Origin of the sequence: uncultured Treponema sp., assembly GCF_934725225.1 — a bacterium.
GTDB lineage: Bacteria > Spirochaetota > Spirochaetia > Treponematales > Treponemataceae > Treponema_D.
The window spans coordinates 146,097-169,406 of record NZ_CAKVAM010000006.1; the positions used below are offsets into that span (position 1 = coordinate 146,097).

21 protein-coding genes are annotated in these 23,310 nt (G+C 40.3%); 6 read left to right on the top strand and 15 right to left on the bottom strand.

The annotated features are described in order from the left end of the window. Nucleotides 1-134 precede the first annotated feature (134 nt). Nucleotides 135-1,559 (bottom strand): ATP-dependent 6-phosphofructokinase, encoded by a 1,425-nt coding sequence (locus tag Q0H92_RS10240; RefSeq protein WP_295795808.1) that lies wholly within the window; start codon nucleotides 1,557-1,559, stop codon nucleotides 135-137. A gap of 141 nt (nucleotides 1,560-1,700) precedes the next feature. Here Q0H92_RS10240 and Q0H92_RS10245 point away from each other — a divergent pair, with 141 nt between their 5' ends. Together Q0H92_RS10245 and Q0H92_RS10250 are read left to right on the top strand one after the other, a co-directional pair. After that, entirely contained in the window at nucleotides 1,701-2,282 is a 582-nt protein-coding gene (locus Q0H92_RS10245; protein WP_296014676.1) for a LemA family protein, read from the top strand. Between the two features lie 15 nt (nucleotides 2,283-2,297). After that, a complete protein-coding gene (locus tag Q0H92_RS10250) occupies nucleotides 2,298-3,095 on the top strand; it encodes a TPM domain-containing protein (RefSeq protein WP_296014677.1) in 798 nt (265 codons plus the stop codon). Between the two features lie 100 nt (nucleotides 3,096-3,195). Here Q0H92_RS10250 and Q0H92_RS10255 read toward each other — a convergent pair whose 3' ends face one another. From Q0H92_RS10255 to Q0H92_RS10270, 4 genes are all read right to left on the bottom strand, one after another. Beyond that, entirely contained in the window at nucleotides 3,196-4,386 is a 1,191-nt protein-coding gene (locus Q0H92_RS10255; protein ID WP_296014678.1) for a chemotaxis response regulator protein-glutamate methylesterase, read from the bottom strand. A 27-nt stretch (nucleotides 4,387-4,413) separates the two neighbouring features. Continuing rightward, complete coding sequence (locus Q0H92_RS10260) at nucleotides 4,414-5,235, bottom strand: protein-glutamate O-methyltransferase CheR (protein ID WP_296014680.1); 822 nt, start codon at nucleotides 5,233-5,235, stop codon at nucleotides 4,414-4,416. Nucleotides 5,236-5,352: 117 nt separating this feature from the next. After that, on the bottom strand, nucleotides 5,353-6,351 hold the full coding sequence (locus Q0H92_RS10265) for a M23 family metallopeptidase (RefSeq protein WP_296014682.1): 999 nt from the start codon (nucleotides 6,349-6,351) through the stop codon (nucleotides 5,353-5,355). Between the two features lie 8 nt (nucleotides 6,352-6,359). Next, nucleotides 6,360-6,965, bottom strand: a complete 606-nt coding sequence (locus tag Q0H92_RS10270) for an RlmE family RNA methyltransferase (RefSeq protein ID WP_296014684.1) — start codon at nucleotides 6,963-6,965, stop codon at nucleotides 6,360-6,362. 192 nt (nucleotides 6,966-7,157) lie between these two features. Between Q0H92_RS10270 and Q0H92_RS10275 the strand changes: the two genes are divergently transcribed. Continuing rightward, complete coding sequence (locus Q0H92_RS10275; RefSeq protein WP_296014686.1) at nucleotides 7,158-9,095, top strand: long-chain fatty acid--CoA ligase; 1,938 nt, start codon at nucleotides 7,158-7,160, stop codon at nucleotides 9,093-9,095. Here the strand turns inward: Q0H92_RS10275 and Q0H92_RS10280 are convergent. From Q0H92_RS10280 to ptsP, 4 genes are read right to left on the bottom strand one after another with little or no spacing between them, the layout of a single operon-like run. Then, nucleotides 9,092-10,453: a small ribosomal subunit Rsm22 family protein gene (locus Q0H92_RS10280; protein WP_296014687.1), complete on the bottom strand. Its 1,362-nt coding sequence runs from the start codon at nucleotides 10,451-10,453 to the stop codon at nucleotides 9,092-9,094. The genes Q0H92_RS10275 and Q0H92_RS10280 overlap by 4 nt on opposite strands. Beyond that, on the bottom strand, nucleotides 10,453-10,788 hold the full coding sequence (locus Q0H92_RS10285) for a MerR family transcriptional regulator (protein ID WP_295795827.1): 336 nt from the start codon (nucleotides 10,786-10,788) through the stop codon (nucleotides 10,453-10,455). The genes Q0H92_RS10280 and Q0H92_RS10285 overlap by 1 nt, the downstream gene beginning before the upstream one ends. Next, a complete protein-coding gene (der, locus tag Q0H92_RS10290) occupies nucleotides 10,788-12,341 on the bottom strand; it encodes a ribosome biogenesis GTPase Der (RefSeq protein ID WP_296014689.1) in 1,554 nt (517 codons plus the stop codon). The genes Q0H92_RS10285 and der overlap by 1 nt, the downstream gene beginning before the upstream one ends. Nucleotides 12,342-12,356: 15 nt before the next feature. Beyond that, complete coding sequence (ptsP, locus tag Q0H92_RS10295; protein WP_296014691.1) at nucleotides 12,357-14,066, bottom strand: phosphoenolpyruvate--protein phosphotransferase; 1,710 nt, start codon at nucleotides 14,064-14,066, stop codon at nucleotides 12,357-12,359. 128 nt (nucleotides 14,067-14,194) lie between these two features. Here ptsP and Q0H92_RS10300 point away from each other — a divergent pair, with 128 nt between their 5' ends. The 3 genes from Q0H92_RS10300 to Q0H92_RS10310 all read left to right on the top strand — a co-directional run bounded on the left by Q0H92_RS10300 (nucleotide 14,195) and on the right by Q0H92_RS10310 (nucleotide 17,609). Next, the gene (locus tag Q0H92_RS10300; RefSeq protein ID WP_296014693.1) at nucleotides 14,195-16,165 is read left to right on the top strand and encodes a GGDEF domain-containing protein; all 1,971 of its coding nucleotides are present in this window, start codon (nucleotides 14,195-14,197) and stop codon (nucleotides 16,163-16,165) included. Beyond that, nucleotides 16,162-16,656, top strand: a complete 495-nt coding sequence (locus Q0H92_RS10305; protein WP_296014695.1) for a hypothetical protein — start codon at nucleotides 16,162-16,164, stop codon at nucleotides 16,654-16,656. Before Q0H92_RS10300 ends, Q0H92_RS10305 begins: the two co-directional genes overlap by 4 nt. Nucleotides 16,657-16,841: 185 nt before the next feature. After that, nucleotides 16,842-17,609 carry a lytic transglycosylase domain-containing protein gene (locus Q0H92_RS10310; protein WP_296014696.1) on the top strand — a complete coding sequence of 256 codons (768 nt, stop codon included), beginning with the start codon at nucleotides 16,842-16,844 and terminating at the stop codon, nucleotides 17,607-17,609. Here the strand turns inward: Q0H92_RS10310 and Q0H92_RS10315 are convergent. The 6 genes from Q0H92_RS10315 to Q0H92_RS10340 form a co-directional block, all read right to left on the bottom strand. Continuing rightward, nucleotides 17,606-18,454, bottom strand: a complete 849-nt coding sequence (locus Q0H92_RS10315) for a biotin--[acetyl-CoA-carboxylase] ligase (RefSeq protein WP_296014698.1) — start codon at nucleotides 18,452-18,454, stop codon at nucleotides 17,606-17,608. The two genes, Q0H92_RS10310 and Q0H92_RS10315, sit on opposite strands and share 4 nt — an antisense overlap. Then, nucleotides 18,454-19,098 (bottom strand): P-II family nitrogen regulator, encoded by a 645-nt coding sequence (locus Q0H92_RS10320; RefSeq protein WP_296014702.1) that lies wholly within the window; start codon nucleotides 19,096-19,098, stop codon nucleotides 18,454-18,456. The genes Q0H92_RS10315 and Q0H92_RS10320 overlap by 1 nt, the downstream gene beginning before the upstream one ends. Beyond that, entirely contained in the window at nucleotides 19,095-20,615 is a 1,521-nt protein-coding gene (locus tag Q0H92_RS10325) for a DUF1538 domain-containing protein (RefSeq protein WP_296014703.1), read from the bottom strand. Before Q0H92_RS10325 ends, Q0H92_RS10320 begins: the two co-directional genes overlap by 4 nt. 104 nt (nucleotides 20,616-20,719) lie before the next feature. Continuing rightward, entirely contained in the window at nucleotides 20,720-21,205 is a 486-nt protein-coding gene (locus Q0H92_RS10330; protein ID WP_296014704.1) for an S-ribosylhomocysteine lyase, read from the bottom strand. 23 nt (nucleotides 21,206-21,228) lie between these two features. Further along, the gene (locus tag Q0H92_RS10335; protein WP_296014705.1) at nucleotides 21,229-21,882 is read right to left on the bottom strand and encodes an HAD hydrolase-like protein; all 654 of its coding nucleotides are present in this window, start codon (nucleotides 21,880-21,882) and stop codon (nucleotides 21,229-21,231) included. Beyond that, nucleotides 21,882-23,216, bottom strand: a complete 1,335-nt coding sequence (locus Q0H92_RS10340) for an aminopeptidase (RefSeq protein ID WP_296014707.1) — start codon at nucleotides 23,214-23,216, stop codon at nucleotides 21,882-21,884. The genes Q0H92_RS10335 and Q0H92_RS10340 overlap by 1 nt, the downstream gene beginning before the upstream one ends. Between the last annotated feature and the right edge of the window lie 94 nt (nucleotides 23,217-23,310).

Sequence of the window (23,310 nt, forward strand, 5' to 3'; positions counted from 1 at the left end):
GTTCTCCTTAGATTCAGCAAAAAAAGAATCTTCTTCATTTATAGCATATTATTCTATGCAAGTCAAAAAAAACAAGCTGCCTTACAAGACTTTACAGTTCCTGCAGGCAGCCCGTTTATTCAGCAAAATCTAATTTAGCTGTTTTTCATTCCGTTGACTTTTTCAAGGCGGGCAAGCGCTTTTGCTTCTGCCTCGTCAGCGTCCTTCTTGAGTTTTTCAACAACAGTGTTGATATTATTAACCATATATACAGGCTGCAAAGTCGCATCCAGACAGTCGCGCCACAATGAGCTTTCCGGGTCAACAATGTTTCTCTTCAAAGTTGCCATTGAAATCGGAATGTGAACATATTTGTCATGTACAAGGCCGATAACAATCTTTGTTTTTCCTGCCATTGCCGCATGAACCGCGTTGTTTCCAAGACGCTCGCAGTAAATAGAATCATTTGCAGTTGTAACAGCCGCGCGAACTTCGTATCCAGGATCAATGTATTTTAGGTTGATATGGATTTTCTTTGAAGCGAAATATTCAGTGATTCTGTCGCGAAGATAAACGCCAATGTCAGCAAGTTTTTTGTTTCCAGAAGCGTCAGTCTGATTTGTAGAAGTCAAAAGCTCCTGTCCAGCACCTTCTGCAACAACAATTACAGCGTGATGGCGTTCGTTCAAGCGGGCTTCAAGATGAGCAAGCAAGCCGTTAGGTCCGTCCAAGTCAAAAGGAACTTCCGGAATAAGACAGAAGTTGGCTTCGTGGCTTGCAAGGGCAGTCGCAGTCGCAATAAATCCAGACTCGCGTCCCATAAGCTTTACAAGACCGATTCCGTTAATCTGAGAATGCGCTTCCATGTGGATTGAATTTACAGCCTGAGTTGCTTTCTGAACAGCAGTTTCAAATCCGAACGAGCGGTCAATAAACTGAAGGTCATTGTCAACAGTCTTTGGAATTCCCACAACTGAAATTTTAAGTCCGCGGCGGTCGATTTCGTTTGCAATATCAAGCGCGCCTCTCTGAGTTCCGTCACCACCGATGATAAACATCATGTTGATTCCCATGCGCTCAATAGAATCCACAATGTCAGAAGTTCTGTCTCCGCCTCCGCGTGAAGTTCCAAGGAAAGTTCCGCCGATTTTATGGATTGCATCAACGTTGTCCGGGTTAAGGTCGATTGTGTCATATCCCTGCTCTGCAAAGAATCCCTTGTAGCCAAACTGAATTCCCTTGATTCTGCGCACACCGTAGCGATTCCAAAGACAGCGTACAACAGCGCGGATTACATCGTTAAGACCAGGGCAAAGACCACCGCAAGTGCAGATTCCCGCTGTAACATGAGCCGGATTGAAGTAAATGTATTCACGAGGACCTGCTTTTTCCATGAACTTGGCTTTGTCATCGCAATCCTCTTCAACACCTTTATAAACATTCACCTGACGGCGAACATAAGAATTGTCTGTAACATAAGCGGCGCGGAAATTTCCGTGTTCCAAAGAAAGTTCAATAGGAGACTTTACCTTGCATTCTCCCAAGTTTTCCACTGAAAAATCATATTTCATTGTTGCCATAGCAAACCTCGTACCGTGAAATAAAAAAGCGTAAAAACACGCTCTTATAAAGATACTTTCAAATAGTAAAAAATTCAATATCGGAATAAAAGAAATTGCTAAACTTGACCAAAAAGCGTTTTTTGCGTAGTTTTCTATATTATGAGAAAAACTTTTTACACTTTGGCGGCAGTTTTTTTGTGCCTTTTTGCATTTTCAAGCTGCGGATACAACGGACTCATCGACAAACGTGAAGCAGTTGAGCAGCAGTGGGCAAACGTAGAAAATCAATATCAGAAACGCTCTGATTTAGTTCCGAATCTTGTGGCGACTGTAAAAGGCTACGCTTCGCATGAAGAAAGCGTTTTCACACAGATTGCTGAATCGCGGTCAAAACTCGGTGGAACTGTAAACGTTGACATAACCGACGATCCTGAAAAATTCGCGCAGTTTCAGGCTGAGCAAAACACTTTTTCTGCAAGCATCGGACGGCTTCTTGCTCTGACGGAAAGCTACCCGGAACTGAAGGCAAACGAAAATTTCCTTGACTTGCAAAGCCAGCTTGAAGGAATTGAAAACAGAATTTCCACGGAACGCAAAAGATACAACGATGCAGTAAGCGAATACAACAAGGCAATTCAAAAATTTCCAGGAGTTCTAACAGCGAAAATGTTCGGCTTTACAAAAAAAGCTTATTTCCGCTCAGAAGAAAAAGCCGCAAAAGCCCCGGAAGTTTCGTTTTAATTCGGAAGCTAAAAAATGAGCGCATCTTTTTTCGGCGGAAGCAAGCAGAACAAAACTTTCATCTGGATTCTAGCTCTTACATTTTTCATTGTAGCTTTTCTGTCGTTTTCAGCAAAAAGCAAAGACGAACAGAACAGCGCAACTTTTAACAATGAAGCTAGCGGAATATACAAGCCGGTTTTAGACAATGCGGGAATTCTTTCCAAGGCGGAACTAAGGCAACTTGAATCTTTCATCACAAATTTGGACGAGCGCACAGGAATTCAGATTGCGGTTATTATTGTAAAAAACTTGGACGGCGAAGACATCGAGTCATTCAGCATGAAGCACGCGGAACAATACAAGCTCGGTCAAAAAGGAACTGACAACGGAGTTCTGCTAACAGTCGCCATGAAAGAGCGCGAAGTAAGAATTGAAACTGGCTACGGTGCGGAAGGAATTCTTACAGATGCAGTTTGCGCGCGCATAATCCGCAATAAAATTGCGCCGCTGTTCAAGCAGGAAAAATATTTTGAAGGAATTGAAAGCGGAATCAAAGCCATTGCTTCAGTTTTAACAAGCGATGAAACAATGACAGAAAATCAGTCCCAAGCTGAAAATTCTGCGGAAGAAGACGAAGAGGAAAGTCCTTTTTCTGTTCTTGCGTTTGTTTTTTTTGTAGTGCTTATTTTTGTAATATTCGGGCGCGGAAAAAATCTCTGGCTTTTGCCTTTTATTTTTGGCGGCGGAAGTTCAGGCAGAAGAAATTCAGACAACTTTAGAAAAGGCGGCGGCGGAAGTTTTGGTGGAGGCGGCGCAAGCGGACGCTGGTAAAATAAATTTGATTTTTAATTACAACTGTCATTCCCTTGCTTGACAAGGGAATCTTTTATAGAGTTAAACAGATTTTCGGGTCAAGTCCGAAGATAACAGATTATTTTCCGTGCTCTCTTACAAGAGTGTTCATTTCGTTTGCCATGTTTTCCAGCGAAACTTGCTTTTGAACGGCTCCAAGCTCATAGGCAACACGCGGCATTCCGTAGACAATAGAAGATTCTTCGTCCTGCCCCAAAGTCCAAGCACCCTGTTTTCTCATTTCCGCAAGCTGAACCGCGCCATCACGTCCCATTCCGGTCATTATAACTCCCAGCGCCCTGTTCTGGTAAATTTTCGCCACGGATTCAAAAAGCCAGTCTGCGGAAGGTCTGTGTCCGTTGCGAAGATCTGCGCTTGAAAGCCGGATTACATTGCACAAAGTTGATTTTTCAACAACAATATGAAAGTTTCCGGGAGCAATATAAATCTGCCCGGGATGAATTTCGTCCTTGTCCTCTGCCTCTTTTACAGAAAGCGGACAAATTTTATCCAAACTCGCGGCGAATTCCTTTGTAAAACCAGCCGGCATGTGCTGAACAACAAGTATTGGCCGTGAAAACTTCGGATCAAGATGCGCAAAAACTTCTCTAAGCGCGTTAGGTCCGCCAGTAGAAATTCCAATTGCAACAACTTCAATTCTGCCGGGTTCTCTTAGAGGAACAATAACTTCCGGCTCTTTTCTTTTTGAAGTGAATAAAACAGGCGAAAAAGTTTCCTGCGACAAAGCTGCCGGAGCAATTTTATCTATGATGCCTTCTTTTTTTGCAGCGGCTTCGGCTTCACGGAGTTTTGCCTGCTTTACAAAAGTTTCTGTTGATGGAATATTTTTTCCGTTTTTGCGGGCAAATCTTCCGCCGTAAGAAGCAATTTTTTCGATAATTGCGCTGGAAACTGATGCAATGTTGCTTGAAACTGAGCCGGACGGTTTTGTAATAAAATCACTTGCGCCAAGCTCAAGACACTGCATTGTTACGGCCGCGCCTTTTGTCGCTATGGAAGAAAGAATTACAACAGGAATATCTATGCCGCGTTTTTTGCGTTCTTCCAAAAACTGAACGCCTGTCATTTCAGGCATTTCTATGTCAAGAAGAATCAAATCCGGCTTAAGAAACGGAATTTTCTGAAGCGCGAATTTTCCGTTCATTGCAGTTCCGCAGACTTTCATGCCTTCGGTTTCGTCTACAATTCTTGAAATAAGATTTCGCATCAACGCTGAATCATCGCAAACAAGTACTTCAATATTGTCCATCAAAATCTCCGCAAGAAAAAGGCGGGCTTATTTTTCATTTTTCTGATAAAGGCAAGCCCACGGTGTTTTTAAGAATTCAAATTTCGTGTCCATTCCAAAAAGGCTTTCAGAATGTCCGATAAAAAGATAAGAATGACGCGCCATTGACTTCCAGAAATTGTCAATTGTTATTTTCTGAGCCGCCTCGTCAAAGTAAATGAGAACGTTCCGGCAAAAAACAATGTCAAAATTTCTTGCGCCCATGTCAAAACGCAAATTGTGGTAGTCAAAGCGGATTGTCTTCATAAGTTCCGGCTTAACCTGATAACCGCCGTCAACTCTTGTAAAATACGAAGCAAGGTAATTCTGCGGAATTCCTGAAATGCGGGAATCCGGGTAAAAACCTTTTTGCGCCGTCATCAGGGATTTTAAGGAAATGTCGGAAGCAATAATTTCAAATGTATAAGGAGCCGGAAGCTTGTCCTTTAGAAGCATCGCCAAAGTGTAAGGCTCTTCGCCAGTTGAACAGCCCGCGCTCCAGATTCTGATTTTAAAATCCCCGACAGTCTGTTTTTTATCTTCAATAACATGAGGAATTACATAATTTATAAGAGCATCAAAATGCGGCTGGTTTCTGAAGAATCTTGTAAGGTTCGTTGTGATGCTGTCAAGGAAAACTTTGAATTCTTCCTTATTGCTTGTTATCAAACGGTAATATTCCTGAGGATCTGTCAGATTTTTTTCACGCAGACGTTCCTTCAATCTGCTGTCAAGAATCGAACGGTTTGTCTCTGAAAAAGTTATTCCGCTTGCATCGTAAATGAGTTTTCTAAATTCATTGAATTGTATATCTGAAAGCAAATCTGCCATAAATCAAATTATATAATTTAATAAAATATTTGTAAACTGAATTACAGCAGCATAAACTTCCAGCGCATAAAAACTGATTGAAGAAATTTCAGAACAAAAATAAATTTTAAAACTGCCTTATTTCCACAAATTCGCAGGATTTATTGAGCGACCGTTTTTGTAAACTGTAAAATGCAAATGCGGACCTGTGCTCATTCCGGTGCTTCCAACTTTTCCGACTCTTGTATTTGTGTCAACGAACTGACCTTTTCTTACAAGAATTTCGTTCATGTGTCCGTAAAGAGTTTTGTAGCCAGAATGATGCGAAACAATCACATATTTTCCATATACTGCATTTTCTCCGCAGGCAGAAACTTTTCCCGGAAGAGCCGCATAAATCGGAGTTCCCTTTGCGCACGCCATATCGATTCCGCCGTGAAACGTTCTCTTTGAACTATCAAAAGGACTTGTGCGCCAGCCGAACATAGAAGAATAATAAAAGCGTGTCTTAAGCGGCTTTGTGAACAAGTCCCCGTTGATTTCCTGCCGTGTAACCCAGTCAAGTTCTGCATAAGGAACAAAAAGCGATTTTCCAGCTGAAAGCTTTTCAGAAAGTCCAATGTTGTTTACTGAAGAACATTTTTGAGCGTCAACATTGTATTTTTTTGAAATCGACTCAACAGTTTCGCCATCTTCCCTTACTGTATAAAGAATTCCAGGCAGCGAAGGAATTTTCAAATACTGTCCAATCTGAATCAAGCGCGAAGCATGAATATTGTTTACGCTGATTATTGTGTCCTGAGTAACGCCGAATTCGTCCGCAATAAAGCCAATCATATCGCCTTTTTTTACGCGGTACGAAATATATGAAAGTCCGTTGTCGTTATATTCAGGCTGAACAGGAATGTCTTCGCCGGAAAAAATTTCAGTTGAAATATGAGATGAAGAATTTGAATCAAATCCGCCTTGACCGCTTGAATTCTTAAAATGAACAACGCCAAATGTAATTCCCGTTACAAAAGCCGCGATTCCAAAAATTGAGCAAGCGCAAGTCAGTGTTAATTTTAAATATGATTTCATTTTTAGAGTTTTACTATAGCACACATCATCTGAAAACTCAATTTTATTTTTTTTCATAGCAGCCTCTAAATTTTTTTGTTCAAACCGATTAAATAAGTTTCAAAAGATTCCGTGCGGCAGGCTTCAGGCTTGAATCCTTTTGCCTGAGTAAAAATTTCGCGCATTTTCATAAGAAGCTTTTGCTGATCTCCGTTCTGAAAAATTTTCACGCAGAAATTTCCGCCAGTTTTAAGCATTGCGCCCGCATACCAAATCGCCATTTCAACAAGCGCCTTTGAACGCAAAGTGTCTATCGTGCGGTTTCCAGTCGTCAAAGGAGCAGCGTCGCAAACAACCAAGTCGTAAGGTCCCTGCTCTTTTATCAGATTTCGGATTTCCTCGCTAAGCAAATCGCCCTGAAAAAAAACAAGATTTTCCGCCTTGACATCTTTTGAAAGATGATTCAAATCCACGGAAACAACTTTTCCAGACTGCTTTATATTTCTCAAAAGCCAGACAGTCCAGCTTCCCGGAGCCGCACCCAAATCAAGAACAATGGAACTTTTTTTAAGCATTCCAAATTTTTCATCTATTTCCTGAAGCTTATAAACGCTTCTTGCAGGGTAACCTTCCTTGAAAGCTTTTTGAGACCAGTAATCGGGCTTTTTGTAAAGATTCTGTTTTGATGGCATATGTTGATTTTCGGAAAAAAAACAAGATTTATTAGCATTGTTGAAGAAATAACACATATAAAATTGCGACTATTTATTATAAAATTCTGTCTTTTTTATAAAAAATTTATACAAATTTCTTTAATTTTCATTGTAACTCTTTTTTTTTTCACTTAAACTTACTGAAAATCAAACAAAATCAAGCAGGTCTATATGAATTACAAATTCGGAGATACTCTTCCAAAATTAGTCAGAAAAAGCGCAATCCAGTGGCCTGAAATTTCAGCGCAGCTTTCAAGAACAAAGTCAGGCGAATACAAGGAAACTAATTACCACGATTTATTTGAAAACGCAATGGACTTTGCCGGCGCGCTTTTGGACATCGGCGTAAAACGGGGAGACAGAATCGGACTCATTGCTGACAACCGCGAAGAGTGGGAACAGGCGGACGTCGGACTTCTTTCAATCGGAGCAATAGACACACCGCGCGGACTTGACGCAACAGAAACAGACCTTGCTTACATTCTTTCTTTTTCAGAAGTTGAAATCACAATTGTTGAAAACGAAACGCAAGTAAAAAAACTTTTGAATATAAAAAAATCAATTCCAACGCTCAAGACAATAATTTCATTTGAGGAAGTTTCAGAAGACACAAAATCAGACTGCGAAAAACAAAAAGTTGCTTGTCTTTGGTTCAGGGATTTGCAGAAATCAGGACACGAATGGCGCAAACAGCATCCAGACGCAGTTGAACAGGAACTTGAAAAAGGAAAGCCGGACGATCTTGCGACAATAATTTTTACAAGCGGAACTACAGGAACTCCAAAAGGCGTAATGCTAAGCCACGGAAATATTTTATGCCAGCTTGATGAAGTTACAGAGCGAATATTTTTAAATCCGGGCGAGCGCGCATTGCTTGTTCTTCCGGTATGGCACGCATTCCAAAGAGCAGTTGAATATGTAATCATTGCTCAAGGTGGAACTCTTTGCTACAGCAAGCCGATTGGAAGCGTTCTTCTTCAGGACTTGCAGAAACTTGATCCTTATCTTTTGCCGGCTGTTCCGCGTGTCTGGTCAGCAGTTTACGACGGAATCTGGCGCAAAATGAGAAAAACCGGAGGAATCGCATTTGCACTTTTCAGATTTTTTGTTGCAGAAGCATTATTATGGAGCAAAATCGACAGAAAATTAAGAAGAAAAAATACTCGCTTCGGTCCGGACTATCTTGGATTTTGGTGGCCGGTTCTTGTATGGCCGTGGCTTCTTCTTTATCCAATCAAACTTCTTGGAAACCTGCTTGTCTTTAGAAAAATCAAAGCGATGGTTGGAAAAAATTTCCGATCTGGAATTGCTGGTGGCGGAGCGTTTCCTAAAAATGTTGATGCGTTTTTCTGGGCAATCGGCGTAAATATTCAGGAAGGCTACGGACTTACAGAAACTTCTCCTATTATAAGCGTCCGTCCGATTGCAGATCCGATTTTCGGAAATGTCGGAACTCCTTTGCGCGGAATGGAAGTAAGAGTTGTTGACGACGACGGAATTATTCTCGGCAGATGCAAAAAGGGAACTCTACAGATAAAGGGCGGATGCGTTATGCAAGGCTACTACAAACGCCCGGATTTAACCGACAAAGTTATGACCGTGGACGGTTGGTTTGACACTGGCGACATTGCAATTCTTTCCGTAAATAATGAAATTCAACTTAGAGGCCGAAAAAAAGATACAATAGTTCTTCAAGGCGGAGAAAACATTGAGCCGCTTCCAATTGAAGCAAAAATAAACGAATCCAGATTTATTTCAACTTCTGTTGTGTTCGGAACAAACGAAAAAGGAATCGACCAAAAATATCTTGTGGCGCTTATTTTGCCAGACCAAGATGCAATTGAAACTTACGCGACAGAAAACGGAATCAGCTTTGGCTCTTATGAAGAACTTGCGGAAACAGAAGCGATTCAAAAACTTCTTGAAGGTGAAGTATTCGAGTCAATTAGCGCAAAAAACGGATTCAAGTCTTTTGAGCGCATAAACAAAATCGCCGTAATAACCAAGCCTTTTGAGGTTGGAGTAGAACTAAGCGCAAAGCAAGAAATGATGCGCTATAGGGTTGCAGACATTTACAAAGATAAACTTGCAAAACTTTACAAAGACTAAAGTTCCAAAATATAAGCTCCTGATTTTGAATCAATCGGGAGTTTTTTTTGCGGATTCAGCACTCTGATTTTTTGTCCGCTCAAAAACTGCTGTGAAGTCACAACAAGCAAAAGTCCTTTTTCTGAGCAAGCGTAATATCCGCTTCTTCCGCCCGGAAGTTTTATAAGCTCGCTTGTTATCCGCATTGAAATAAATTCTGGTCTTTCATCGGAAAAACAGCCGCATCCGTCAATTTGCCCGTCTTTTGATTTTTGGAACGCGACAAAAGAAAGCACTGCCCTTTCCTTTGGAAGCTCGGATTTTTCAGAAAGCTTTTTCAATTCAGCTGGAGCATCGTCTGTTTTAAAAGCGTAGTTGCACCATTTGCCGCCTTTTTTTCCATCCATAGGACACTGGCAAAAATGCGTGCAAGGAGAAACTGGAAAAAATCCGCGCCGCATAAAACTGTCGCGCATCAAACTTACAAGCCGCGCCGAACGAGGATCGCCTGGCTCTACAATAATATAACGCGCATTTTCATTTTCAAATTTTAAATATGAAAGAATTTGTTCTGTATATTTTTTTGCAAGAAAATCCGGCGGATTTTTAAAATCATCACAAAGCTCATTGAAAAGATTTGCGCTTATAATAAAATCCGCTTTTTCCTTTACAGACGAACCAAGCTCACCTTTCACACGGACAATTTTCCACGGCTCGCATTTTAAACGCGCTGCAACTGAAAGAAAAATATTTTCACCAAAAGCCAAAGCCTGCTGAGAAATGTCAAGGCAATAAAAAGTGATATGTTTTTTTCTAAGTTCAGGACGAGACAAAAAAAGCGCAAGCGGAACGGTGAGAGGTCCAGAACCAAGATCAAGAAAAACTGAAGAATCTTTTACATCAAAAAATTTCTTATCGATATTGGAAAAAAGCCGCACAAGCCGCACAAGATTCCACCAAGTATAATAATGAACATACGCGCTTAAAAGAACAGTCTGGTTCATGTAGCCAAGCCGACGCTCTCCACGCTCATCCGTAAGAAAATGGCTAAGACTGCGGATTTGCTTTGGCAGCAAAAGTTTCTGCTTGGAATTAAGCGGATGCGTTGACTCAACAACTTTGTCAAATTCTTCAATTATTTTTTTTGCATCTTCTGGAATTTTTTCAGCGGAAAATAAATCTTCCAACGGCTTTACAAATTTGGATTTTTGAATCGAATGGATTCTTTTTGAGTTTAGCTGTTTTTTTTCGGAAGCGCTGTTTTTCTTTAAATTCTGCTTTTCAAGAAATTCTTTTTTTTTCTGTTCCGATTTTATTTTATCCTTAAGTTTTATTCCCTGCCGTTTTTCGTACCACTTAAGTTGAATTTTCTCTTCCATTAATTTTCCTCTTGCTTCTTGGCTTTTTGAATTTCAAAAAAAAGCTCGCTCAAATCCGCCCGAATTTTTCTAATTTCCATTACAGCATCTGGATTGTTCTGAACATTTTCCGCGTCTTCTATAATCTGATTTTTTGCGCCTTCTATCGTAAACTTTTTTACATAAATTAGATATTTCAGCCTTAAAACAATTTCCACATCACGCTGCGAATAAATTCTTCGGCCGGAATAATCTTTCCGCGGAGCAAAGCCTGGAACAGTTTCTTCCCAATAACGCAAAACGTGCGACTTAACCCCGGTAATTTTTTCAACTTGCCCGATGCTGTATTGCGCCATCAGCGTTCCTTTTCATTTTGTTCAGTTCTGTTCTGCCACTTTTGACGGCTGGCTTTCATTTCAATTTGAACCGGAATGTAATCAAAGCCCAAGTCTTCGCGGATTCTATTTTTCAAGTAAGTAACATAAGTCAAAGGAACATTGTCTGGCCGGGTTGCAAAAATCAAGAAATTTACAGGATTAATGCTAGTCTGAGTCATGTAGCGGATTTTAAAATGAATTGATTTTGTTGCTGGCGGCGGATATTTAAACAGCCAGTCTTTTAACGCTGCATTCAAAGATGCAGTGTCAACCTTGCGTGTAAGCTGGCTATAAATTTCCAACGCAGTGTCCATAAGATTTTTTATACCGTCATGGTTTTTCGCGCTCAACGGAATAATCGGAGCCCAGTTCATCTGACCAAACATTGCCTGAATCCATTCTTTTGTTTTCTTTACAGTTTTATTTCCCTGGTCTTCAAGCAAATCCCATTTATTCAAAATAAAAATAACACCGCGACCTCTTTCAAACGCAAGTCCTGTAATTTTTTTATCTTGTTCCGCTAAACCTTCAACAGCATCAATCATAACAAAAGCAATGTCGCATTCGTCCAAAGTTTTTATGGCGCGGTTCACGGAATAATATTCAACATTTTCTTTAACTTTGGATTTTCGCCTGATTCCGGCAGTGTCCAAAATCTGAATATCATGTCCATTGTATCGGAAACTTCCTTCAACAACATCACGAGTTGTTCCCGCATAATCGCTCACAATAGAAGATTCCGTATGTGTAAGAGCGTTGCTCAAAGTTGATTTTCCAACGTTAGGTTTTCCAAGAATAGCAATACGGATTGGACGTTCTTCTTCTGAGCCTTCAGTCACTTTTGAAAAATCAAGCCCTTCAATCATTTTTTCCTGAAGAACATTCAGTCCGTCGCCGTGAAACGCAGAAATAAGCGAAATGTCTTTAAAGCCATATTTCATGTAGTTGTATGCAAGATGCTCGTTTTTTCCGCCCTCGGTTTTATTGACGGCAACAATCAATTTGTCGGAATAGCTTCTGAGCAAATGAATAAGCTCTTCGTCTTCGGAATTAATTTCAGTCGCATCAAGAAGCAAAAGAATTCTGTCCGCCTTTTGGAACATGCTGACAGTTTTTTCAACAACAAGATCGTCCATTTCACTTTCGCGGGATTTTAAATTCCGGGTAAGCTTATATCCGCCTGTGTCCATAAGATGAACAGGAAGCCCCGACAAAAAGCAAGTTCCTTCAACAGGATCGCGTGTAACACCGGGAGTCGGATCTGTAATGGCGCGCTTTGTGTGCGTAAGTGCATTGAACAAAGTTGACTTTCCAACATTAGGACGACCGGCAATTACAATCAATGGAAGATTGTTATATATTTTATCTGGGAAAAATTTCTGACTGCGCTCTTTTCTGCGGCTTTCAATTTCTTTTTTTATGGAAGAATTCTCTTCATCGTTTTTTTCTTCTATCTGACGAATTTCAAGCTCGTCTTTTTTTTCTGGCTTTGGTTTTGAAAAATCCGGCTTCTTCTTTTTATTTTTTTTCATTTGATTTCCTAAATTTTAAAATACTGAACGGTTTGAAAGATTCTCAAGTTCCTTTATTGAAAAATGAGAAAGCATTTCCTTAATAACTGGAATTTGCTTTGGAATCATGCTTAAATTTCTAACGCCCATTCCGACAAGAATAACTGCGCTTTCTTTGTTGCCCGCCATTTCTCCGCAGACAGAAAGAGGAATGTTGAATTTTTCAGCATTTAAAATTGTGTTTTTTATCATGCGCAAAACGGCAAGACTGAATTCATTGTACAGCGGATTCACAGCCTGATTTTCACGGTCAACGCCAAGAACATACTGGGTCAAGTCATTTGTTCCAAGCGAAAAAAATTTCGAGTATGGAGCAAGACAGTCCGCGCAAATTGCAGCAGCGGCGGTTTCGACCATTATTCCAATCGGAACATCTGGATTAAAAGGAATATTGTCTTCCTTTAAAGAAATGCGGATTCCTTTTGCAATTCCAAGGGCAGTTTCAACTTGCGAAACATCCGTAATCAGCGGAAGCATAATTCTCAAATTTCCGTAGACGCTCGCACGGTACAAAGCCCGCAGCTGAGTTCTAAAAACAGAAGGACAGTAAAGAGACATTCTTATTGCGCGTAATCCCATCAGCGGATTTTTTTCGGAAAAGGCAGGAATATCAGAGCCTTCAACAATTTTGTCTCCGCCCGCATCAAGAGTTCTTATAGTAACAGGTTTGTCGCCCATTATTTGCAGAACACGCTTGTAGGCTTCAAACTGCGCATCTTCGCTCATGGAATTTGTGTAAGAAGACGAAGACTGCTTGTTAAATTTTTGCGCGGAATTCATAAAAAGAAATTCTGTTCTAAAAAGTCCGATTCCGTCCGCGCCATTATCCAACGCAAGCTGAGCTTCTTCCGGAGTTCCGATATTCGCATAAAGTTTAAAAATAGTTCCGTCTTCAGTTGCCGCAGGAACATCCTTGAATTTCTGAAGGTTGACTCTATATTTTTGCTCGGAAACAATTTTTGCATTTGCGCTTGTCAAAGTCGCCGCATCAGGCTGAATTATAAGTTCACCGATGTTTCCATCAACAACAATCGTTTCTCCATTCTGCGCAAGATTCGCCGCATCTTCAATTCCAACAACAACAGGAATTCCGTAGCTTTTTGCAAGAATGGCTACGTGGCACGCGCTGCTTCCTTCTGTAAGAGCAAGCCCGGCAATTTTCCGTTTTCCAAGAATTACTGTGTCGCTGGTTTTCATAGAGCGGCCGATAATAACTGCACCGTCAGGAACAAGCCAAATGTCAAACGGATGATAGTCAAGCAAAATATCAAGGACACGGTTAAAAACATCTTCAATGTCCTGTGCGCGCTCCGCCAAATATCCGTTGTGGCTGTTGCGAAGCATATCCGCATATTCCCTGACTTTAAAATCCAAAGAATATTCTATATTAAGCAGTTTTTTCGAAAAGAAATCCTGAAGCTCTTTCATAAAAACAGGATCTGAAAGCATAAGCTGGTAAGTTTCAAGAACTTCACGCTGATCCTTTGTAATATCCTCGCTCGAAAGAAAATCAGAAAATTCCTTTTGAACCTGAGAGCAAGCGTCAGTCAGCCTTTGCCATTCAATATCAACTTCCTGAGCAGAGATTTTTCTTTTGGGGATTTTTCGTTCCTGCTCGTCTGGAAGAACAAATGCTTTTCCAATTCCGATTCCTTCGGCAGCAGAAATACCAAGGATTACATTCATTCTGATATAATAACGTCAAACAAAATGATAGTCAACTTTTAAGGAAATTTCAAAGTTGACCAAACAAAAATCCGCAGAAAAAAATCTTTATTGCCTACAGAAATATTATCTGCTATAATTATAATGTTATGCGTCTAAGGAAGAGAATTGCAATCATAGTTGACTATCTTGAAACAGAATACACAAACCGCGCAGTCGAAGGAGCGCAAAATTTCCTGAAAAAACATAATGCGGAGCTTGTTGTCTTTCCAATCGGAACAATGAACGCCGTAAATTTCAACTATGAATATCAGAATCTTGCTGTCGCTTCCCACATAAATTCCAACAATGTTGACGGAATGATTTTTTTAACCTGCACACAGCTCAACAATGTTTCAACTGAATATTTGCGGATGTACTTAAAGTCATTTTCTCCGCTGCCGGTTGTTTCTGTAGGCTGCGAATTTGAAGATATTCCGAGCATAACAATTTCCTGCAAACGGAGCATGTGCCAGCTTGTAGAGCATTTAATTTTAACGCACAAAAAAAAGAATTTTGCGCTAATGACTTTGGAAGGCGAATCGCAGGAAGCACGGGAACGAGAATGCGCTTTCCGTCAGACTTTAAAAAAATATAAAATTGAATTTGACGAATCAAAAAAAATTTACGGCGGATTCACTTACGACACGGCAACTTCCGCTTTAAGAGAATACAGAGAAAGAAAAGGCGAATTTAACTTTGAAGCAATTGTCGCGCTAAATGACGAAATGGCTTTTGCTTGCCTCGATGTCCTGAAAATGTACGATGTGAAAATTCCGCAGGAAGTAACAGTTACAGGATTCGATGACGAAATCAGAGCGGCTTGCGTAACTCCGTCGCTTACATCTATAAATCAAAATGTTGAAAAACAAACTGAAGCCGCGGCAAAACTTTTGTGCAAAATAATAAACGGTGAAAACACTTCAATAAAAAAGGCCATAAGTTCCTATCCAGTTTTCAGGCAGACTTGCGGATGCGTTTCACCAAAAGACACAACTGGCGTTGGAATTGGAATTAAGGGAAACAAAATTGAAGCTTCCGTAAAAAACATAATGGATTTTGGGCTGAACAAATGGTACGCAAACAGAAATAATTTTATTCAGATTATTCAGCACTACTCTACTTTGCAAGCCGAAATCACGCTGGACAGTTTAAGGCAAAGAATAAACAGCGACTTGATTTCTTACGGAATAACCGCGGCGGCAATCTGCCTTTTTGAATCTCCAGTCTCAACTGAACGTTTTGATTTTTTTAAGTTTCCAGACAAAACTTATATTTTTTCAGCATTTGACAAGGAAAAAAATTTTATACTCAGCCACAATGCGGAAAAAATTTACTTTGACCCAAAATCAAAAATGCTCCCAGATGAAATTTTTTCTTCGATGGATGGAATGTATGTTTGCACTTTGTTCAACAACTCGCTGATTTACGGCTACATAGTTTACAGGCCTGGCGACTACGATTCTTCCGTTTACTCGATGGTTTGCAAAATGATTTCATCCAGCATCGCAAACGCAGTTACTTTCAGCCAGGCAAAAAACAAACTTAAAAAACTCGAAAAAGACTACAACAAAATCTGCGCGGTTTCTGTTACGGACGAGCTTACAGGACTTTTAAACAGACGCGGATTTATTTCCATAAGCTCAAGAATTCTTGAAACCGCCATGAACAGCGGACAAAGCGGACTTGTTCTTTTTGGCGACATTGACGGGCTGAAAAAAATAAACGACACACATGGGCACGCCGCAGGAGACAGAGCCATAAAAAATGAAGCCGAACTTTTAAAGAAAACGTTCCGCTCCTCAGATGCAATCGCGCGTCTTGGCGGAGATGAATTTGCAATACTCGCAGCCGGGCTCAATCAGGAAAATTTTTCAAAGCTAAAAGACAGGCTTCAAGTTTATTGCGACGAATACAACAAAAATTCAGGAGAGCCTTTCACGCTTTCAATAAGCATAGGTTCGGCTCCGTTCGGCGGAAAAAGCGGCTACGACATAAATTCCTTGCTTGAATATGCCGACTCAGTTTTGTACAAAGAAAAACAAAAAAAATACGGATTTAAATTTAAAGGTAGAAAATGAAAATCGAAGCGAAATTTTATTCAGAAAAAAACAAAATTTATTTTTTAAACGGAACTGAACTCGACACAAAAAATGCAAAACTCATAGACGGAAAATTCTGCAAAAATAATTTCGAGCCGGAAGAAAACGCGCTTTATTCTATAAACGTTGCGCAAGAACTTATAGGCTCAGAAGAAAACGCAAACGAAGAATTTCTTGCAGAATTCAGAGACTGGCTAAAAAAACTTGAAGAAAAAAATTCATTTGCGGTGATAATTCCTTCCACGGAAAAAAATCCTGCAACTCAAGAAGAAAAAGAGATTTTCACGGCAAGTTTCAAGCATTGCGCAAGAAGAATAAAAGACTGTGAAAACGTAATAGGCTTTTCAGTTCCAGAAAATGTTGCGCCGGATTTTTTTATTTCAGAATTGAAAGCAAAACACGGACATTACATCTTTTTTAGCGCGGATGAAAATCTTCTTGCTTCTGATGAAAAAATCGCAAAGCTTTAAGACAAAATTCTTTAGCTTCAACAAAATATCATTATCTGCGAAATAACGCAACGATTTCAAAAGTTTTTCAGTAAATTCTCTTGAACATTTTTTTATTTTTTGTCAAAATAAAGAAAAAGTTGAACGAATCCTGTTTATTTATTAAATTTTTCAAGAGGAAAAACAACTTTTATGGAGAATATACCATGGATTATGAGCACAACTACTTTATCAAACTTGTTGCAGGAACTGTAGCTTTCAGCGTGTTTTTTGTAGCTCTTTGTGTATGCACTCTTGTTTTTATCCCTGCTGAAAAGCCAGTTGAAAATACCGTGGCTTCAGAAAATGTTCAAACTGAACCAGCGCAGGAGCAAACTGTAAATTACGAATCAATTTTTGACAAGGAATATCCTGAGCTTGTAATTGAAACAAAAAGCAAAGACGATGCCGGTCTTATTCTTTACAAGCAGCCGCAAAGCAGAGCCGCAGTTGAATGGTACTACTCAAGAGTTGTAAACAGCCGTGAAGTTGCGCAGGCAGTGCTTCAGTCAGCAGAAGAATTCAACATTCCGCTTTCACTTGCGTTTGCCCTCGCCCACACCGAAAGCAACTTCAAAGTAACGGCAATGCACAAAAATACAAATGGAAGCATCGACCGCGGACTTTTCCAGCTGAACAACACAAGTTTTCCAAAGCTTGAAGAATCTGATTTTTACGATCCGAAAACTTCCGCACATTACGGACTTTCACATTTGAGATTTTGCCTGAACACAGCAGGAAACGAAATCGCGGCTCTTGCAATGTACAATGCCGGAGCAAACAAAGTAAGAAAAAACAGCACGCCTCAGATTACGCTTGATTATATTTCTAAAATCCAGAATTACAAGCGCGACCTTGAAGACAATTTTGCAGTTGAAGTTTTGACTTTGTACAATACAGAAACTCAGAAAAATTTGCTTGCAAAAAAGTTCTAGCCTAAAAATGAATGAAGCGTAACTTCGCCGGAATGAAGAATTTTTTTTGTTCCGTCAGCAAGTTCAACTAAAAGCCCTGCGTCATCAGTAATGTCCAGGGCTTTCGCTTTAAATGATTTTTCCTGACCAATCACAGGCAAAACGTCCAGTTCCTTTCCAAGCAAAAAAGAAAGATTTTTATATTCTGGAATAATATTTTCACCGGAATTTAAAATCGCGGTTATTTCATCCATGCAGCAAAATATCAACTTCTGGCTGCTTATTTTTTTTTCAGATAAAAATTCCTCTGTGGAAATTCCGCCGGCTTTTTTTCGAAGCTCTTCTGGAAAATCATTTTGAGTAGCAAGATTTATGCCGATTCCAACCACAGCGGCTTCAACAATTCCTTTTGAAGAATTTACAATTCCTTCAGTTAAAATCCCGCACACTTTTTTTCCGCCGCAAAAAATATCGTTCACCCATTTTATTGAGCAGATTGTTCCAAACAATTTTTTTATGGCGCGGCAAACTCCAACTGCAGAACTCACCGTGAACATCGCAGGATTTTTTATGCCGCCTTCTTTTACAACTGAAAAACTGAAATACGCTCCAGTCAAAGACGGTGAATAAAAAAAACGTCCCAAGCGTCCATGTCCGGAAGTTTGGGATTCGGCTGCAACAAGAGTATTGTTAAAGATTCCGCCGTTTTCTGTCAAAGAGCCATCTTCATTTAAAAGAGGCGACATTGCATTTCCGCGGCGGACAAGTTCGGAATTTGTGCTGTCAATTTCTTTAAACAGCTGAATTTTAAAATATTTTTTCCAGCTACCTAAAGAAACATTTTCAGCATCAAATTCATTCGACATTATTTTTTTCCAAGAGTTGAAAAAGAATTTACAGTTGAACAGAAAACGATTCCGCTTCCCGGTTCCTGCAAGCAAGCAAGATTTTTTACAGCGTCAAGAACTGAATCCTTTTTTTCAGAATCAACAATAATCATAAGCATTTCTTTTTCTGGAACAATGTGCATTCCAAAAAATTTGGCATCATCCTCGCGCGCAGTTCCTCTTGCGTTTATAACAGTTCCGCCACCAGCTCCAGCTTTTCTTGCCGCAGCCATCGCGTCATCTGCATAACCTTTATTCAAAATCACCGAAATTAAAGTCTGTTTTCCTTCTGACATAGCGTCGCCTTCCTTTCCTTTTATAATTCCTGCTTTTACCATTGTATCCGACTCCAAAGCGCAAAGGTAACCAAAATCTTTTTTTTCATTTTCACAGGCTTCCTGAATCGCTGAAAAAATTTTGTCTTTGTTTTCCTGCTCAACAAGAATAAGAACAATGTCCTTTGTTGTTGCTCCAAGCCCCAAAGCATCCGCAAGTCCGCTTGAAGAAATTCCTTTTCCACGCAAAACAGTTCCGCCAAAACTTCCTGCCTTTACAGCAGAATCAGAAACAAGCTCGGCTTTATTCTGCGGAACTTCAGCTAACAAAAGATAAAATGCGCTCATTGCTTAACCTCCTTTTTTCTTGTCTTCAGCTTGAAAATTATTCCAAGAATCTGAATTGCAATCAGCGGAGTCATGGCAACAAGGGCAATCACTCCGAACGCTCCGGCAGCAGAATCACTTCCGCTTGCAGAAGCCGCGCCGATTGTGAATGAAAGAATAAACGTGCTAGTCATAGGACCAGACGCAACTCCGCCGGAATCAAAAGCGATTCCCATAAAAAGCGGAGGACTAAAGAAAGTCAAAAGAAGCGCAACCGCATATCCCGGAATCAAAATGTACCACAAGCTGAATCCGTACAAAATGCGAATCATGCACAATGCGATTGAAGCCGCAACTCCAAGTGAAAGAGTCGCAAGAATAACTTTTCTTCTGATGTTTCCGCCAGTCGCAGTTTCAACTTGCTCCGTAAGAACCCAAACGGCCGGCTCTGCGCAAACCGTTATCGCCCCGAACAAAAGCGAAACTATAATTATAAGCGCAATCCAAATTCCGCCGTTGGAAAAAGCCGCCTGTCCAAGAACACTGCCAAGCATTTTTCCTGCGCTCATAAATCCGCCGTCCGCTCCAACAAGGAACAAAATCAATCCAAAAAAACAGTACAAAATTCCCTGGGCAACTTTTCGGATTTGAACTGGAGGAAGCTTTAAAAGCAGGATTTGGAAAACCGCAAACATTATTACAAGCGGAAGCATCGACATAAAAACTTCACGCACAACTTCCGGCAAGTATTCAATAAAAACTGAAAGTCCTTCCTGAAGATTGTCCGCAGAAGATTCCGCCGAACCAGAAGCCGAAGAAGATGAACCCGCGCCAGAAAGATTCAAAATCATTCCGTAGACACAAACCGCGGCAATAGGTCCGATGCTTGCAATTCCCGTAAGACCAAATGAACTGTCGCTTGTTCCGCCTTCTTTTGAAGAGCCTGCATGACGAACAGAAGCAACACCCATTCCAAGAGCCATGATAAACGGAACCGTCATAGGTCCTGTTGTCGCTCCGCCCGCATCAAACGCCGCACCCTGAAGTTCTTTTGGGCACATGAACGCAAGAGAAAACAAAGCAATGTATGAAATAATCAAAACAGTTCTAAGATTAAGAGAAAAAACAGTTCTGCAAAGTCCGATTGTTATAAAGAAACCTACGCCAACCGCAATGCCCAGAACAAGTCCCCATTTGTTCACATTTGAAGAAAGACTTTTTATCTGATCAGCAAGAACTTGAACATCAGGCTCGGCAATTGTAACCATAACGCCAATCAAGAATGAAGCTGAAAGAAGCAAGGCAAGATTCTTTTTACTCGTAAGAGCCGCACCGCTCCGTTCACCTATAGGAAGGATTCCAATGTCAACGCCAAGCAGAAAAAATGTAAGCCCGACAACGACAAGAATTCCTCCTACAATAAACCTCACAATTATGTTAAGGCTTAAAGGAGCAACGGTGACCGAAAGCAAAAGAACAATCACCATAATCGGGAAGACAGAAAAAAATGTCTCCTTGAATTTTTGAAACAGGTTCATAACAACTCCTCAGTATGAACGAATTAGAAAAATGCTTTTATAAAAAAGACCGCTGAAAGCTATTGCTTCCTAGTCGCATTCTAGCATTATTTTTTTAAGCTAAACTACGATAAATTTTTGTAGCAATTCCAGCCTTTTTCCCTGATTTCCTTGACCCAGCGGGCGGCAAGTTTTTTTGCACCTTCCAAGTCATGGTCTTTGTAGTTTCCGCATTCAACTTCTGTGCTTCCGGGAATTTCTTTGTCCCAAGCCGCAACTTTTTCAAGAACATTACAAAGATGCTCGGCAATATAAGATTCCTCGTGGTCGCCCCAAACTGTAAGATAAAATCCGGTTCTGCATCCCATAGGGCTAAAGTCAATTACAATGCGCGGAAACTCATCTCTTATATATTCAGCAACAAGATGTTCCAAAGTGTGAATCGCTCCAGTCGGCATGAATTCCTTGTTCGGCTGACAAAAACGAACATCATACTTGCTTACAATATCGCCTTTTCTGCCAGTTTTTTCAGAAGCCAAGCGCACAAAAGGAGCTGTAACCTTTGTGTGATCCAAATTGAAACTGTCCACATTGTATTTTTTTTCAGACATAATTTTCCTCCATTTTTAATTTACTAATTTTGAATAAGAAATGCTTCTACATTTTTAGGAAATTCAAAAATAAAATCCGCGCCGCAATTTTCAAATTCTTCTTTTGTTCCAAAGCCCCAAAGAATTCCCGCGCACTTTATTCCGGCAGAATGCGCGCCGTCCACGTCATAATGTCGGTCGCCAATTAAAATGCACTTTTCTTTTTCACCTGAAATTCCGTTTGATTCCAAAACATATTTTACAACATCGCATTTTTCAACGCGGGATTTTTCTTCCAAGTCGCTTCCGCCCACAAAATCAAAAAGCTCCAAGATTCCTTTGCGCTCAAGAATTTGCTTTGCGTAAACTTCTGGCTTGCTTGTTGCGACAAATATTTTTTTTCCGGCAGCGCGCAGATTTTTTATAAGCTCAACAACGCCATCGTAAAGTTCCGCTTCGAACATTCCTTTTTCCGCATAATAATTTCTGTAAACTTGCATTGCGTTTTGAATTTCACTTTCAGGAAGTTTGAGCGTTTTGGAAAAACTTTCTTTTAACGGCGGACCAATCATCGTGCTGTAAACCGCGCGGTCAACTTTCAAGCCGTAATGAGCAACGACTTTGTCAAACGAATTAAAGACGCCTTTTGAAGTGTCCATTAAAGTTCCGTCAAAATCAAAAAGAATATAGTCAAACATTATTCCATTCCCAAGAAAAGTTTGTAGCCGTTGTACGCCTGCTGAATATCTTCTTTTGAAGTGATTTCCCACGGAGCGTGCATGCTCAAAACCGCAACGCCGGCATCAAGAACATACATTCCGTACTTTGCGGCAAGATGTGCAATTGTTCCTCCGCCGCCTTGGTCAACTTTGCCAAGTTCCGCAAGCTGATATTTTACATTTCCAGAATCAAGAGCATTTCTAAGCTTTGCAATGAATTCAGGATCCGCATCGCTTGCCCCGGACTTTCCGCGCGAACCTGTATATTTTTGGAAAACAATTCCGCCGCCAAGGAACGAAGAATTTTCTTTGTCAAATAAATTTGCGTTCATCGGATCATAAGCTGAATTCACATCGCTAGAAAGCATCCAGCTGTTGTTCAGGCAACGGCGCACAGAAAGTTCTGAATATTCGCCAAGCCGGGCAACAACTTCCGCAACTGCGTTCTCCATAAAATGACTTCCCATTCCAGTTGCGCCATAGCTTCCGATTTCTTCCTTGTCAACGCAAATGCAGCAGTTTGTTCTGGAAGAAGCCTTGCTGTCCACCATCGCCTGTGCAGAAGTGTAAGCGCAAGAACGGTCGTCTTGTCCGTAAGCCAAAATCAAGCTGCGGTCAAATCCCAAATCTCTTGGAGCGCCAGCCGGAACAACTTCAAGCTCAGCGGAATTAAAATCTTTTTCTTCAATTCCGTATTTTTCCTTTAAAATTTCCAGAACAAGTTTTTTCGCCTTGTCTTTTTCCTTTGAATCTGAATATTCATTTTGAACTGAAGGAATTTCGCTTCCGCAGATTAAGTCCAAACTTTCTCCGTCTATAAAATCAGCGGCTGTTTCTTTCATTTGTTTTTGGGCAAGGTGCGGAAGAATATCTGAAATGCAAAAAACAGGCTCATCGGATTTTTCGCCAATTGAAATTTTTACAGTAGAACCGTCCTTTAAACAGACAACTCCGTGCAAGGCAAGCGGCAAAGTAACCCACTGATATTTTTTTATTCCGCCATAATAATGCGTGTTCAAATAAACAAGAAAATCTTTTTCATAAAGCGGATTCTGCTTTACATCCAAGCGAGGAGAATCAATGTGCGCTCCAAGAATATTCATTCCGTTTTCAACAGAACCTGTGCCGATTTCAAAAAGCGCGATGCTTTTATTGCGTTTGCAGACGTAGACTTTTTCGCCCGGCTTTAAAGAATCAGTTTTCTGAATGTCCTTGTATCCATTTTTTTCCGCAAGCTGAATTATAAGCGAAACACATTCGCGTTCAGTTTTTCCGTTTTCAAGAAATTTCTTATATTCTTCTATTAAATCCATTTTGTTCTCCAAATAATTTTTCGGAAAGTATAGCATAATAGAAGCAAAAAGTCAGTCGGAAAAAAAGCCAAGTGCAATTTGATTCGTCCATTTT

What these genes read in the sequence shown, in the direction of transcription:
- Q0H92_RS10315 (WP_296014698.1), bottom strand. Translation starts at nt 18,454, where the DNA reads ATGTCGAATGAATTTGATGCTGAAAATGTTTCTTTAGGTAGCTGGAAA.
- Q0H92_RS10280 (WP_296014687.1), bottom strand. Translation starts at nt 10,453, where the DNA reads ATGGAAGAGAAAATTCAACTTAAGTGGTACGAAAAACGGCAGGGAATA.
- Q0H92_RS10250 (WP_296014677.1), top strand. Translation starts at nt 2,298, where the DNA reads ATGAGCGCATCTTTTTTCGGCGGAAGCAAGCAGAACAAAACTTTCATC.
- Q0H92_RS10340 (WP_296014707.1), bottom strand. Translation starts at nt 23,216, where the DNA reads ATGGATTTAATAGAAGAATATAAGAAATTTCTTGAAAACGGAAAAACT.
- Q0H92_RS10260 (WP_296014680.1), bottom strand. Translation starts at nt 5,235, where the DNA reads ATGGCAGATTTGCTTTCAGATATACAATTCAATGAATTTAGAAAACTC.
- Q0H92_RS10240 (WP_295795808.1), bottom strand. Translation starts at nt 1,559, where the DNA reads ATGGCAACAATGAAATATGATTTTTCAGTGGAAAACTTGGGAGAATGC.
- Q0H92_RS10285 (WP_295795827.1), bottom strand. Translation starts at nt 10,788, where the DNA reads ATGGCGCAATACAGCATCGGGCAAGTTGAAAAAATTACCGGGGTTAAG.
- Q0H92_RS10310 (WP_296014696.1), top strand. Translation starts at nt 16,842, where the DNA reads ATGGATTATGAGCACAACTACTTTATCAAACTTGTTGCAGGAACTGTA.
- Q0H92_RS10275 (WP_296014686.1), top strand. Translation starts at nt 7,158, where the DNA reads ATGAATTACAAATTCGGAGATACTCTTCCAAAATTAGTCAGAAAAAGC.
- Q0H92_RS10330 (WP_296014704.1), bottom strand. Translation starts at nt 21,205, where the DNA reads ATGTCTGAAAAAAAATACAATGTGGACAGTTTCAATTTGGATCACACA.
- der (WP_296014689.1), bottom strand. Translation starts at nt 12,341, where the DNA reads ATGAAAAAAAATAAAAAGAAGAAGCCGGATTTTTCAAAACCAAAGCCA.
- Q0H92_RS10335 (WP_296014705.1), bottom strand. Translation starts at nt 21,882, where the DNA reads ATGTTTGACTATATTCTTTTTGATTTTGACGGAACTTTAATGGACACT.
- Q0H92_RS10265 (WP_296014682.1), bottom strand. Translation starts at nt 6,351, where the DNA reads ATGAAAAAAAATAAAATTGAGTTTTCAGATGATGTGTGCTATAGTAAA.
- Q0H92_RS10270 (WP_296014684.1), bottom strand. Translation starts at nt 6,965, where the DNA reads ATGCCATCAAAACAGAATCTTTACAAAAAGCCCGATTACTGGTCTCAA.
- Q0H92_RS10300 (WP_296014693.1), top strand. Translation starts at nt 14,195, where the DNA reads ATGCGTCTAAGGAAGAGAATTGCAATCATAGTTGACTATCTTGAAACA.
- Q0H92_RS10305 (WP_296014695.1), top strand. Translation starts at nt 16,162, where the DNA reads ATGAAAATCGAAGCGAAATTTTATTCAGAAAAAAACAAAATTTATTTT.
- Q0H92_RS10320 (WP_296014702.1), bottom strand. Translation starts at nt 19,098, where the DNA reads ATGAGCGCATTTTATCTTTTGTTAGCTGAAGTTCCGCAGAATAAAGCC.
- Q0H92_RS10325 (WP_296014703.1), bottom strand. Translation starts at nt 20,615, where the DNA reads ATGAACCTGTTTCAAAAATTCAAGGAGACATTTTTTTCTGTCTTCCCG.
- Q0H92_RS10255 (WP_296014678.1), bottom strand. Translation starts at nt 4,386, where the DNA reads ATGGACAATATTGAAGTACTTGTTTGCGATGATTCAGCGTTGATGCGA.
- Q0H92_RS10245 (WP_296014676.1), top strand. Translation starts at nt 1,701, where the DNA reads ATGAGAAAAACTTTTTACACTTTGGCGGCAGTTTTTTTGTGCCTTTTT.
- ptsP (WP_296014691.1), bottom strand. Translation starts at nt 14,066, where the DNA reads ATGAATGTAATCCTTGGTATTTCTGCTGCCGAAGGAATCGGAATTGGA.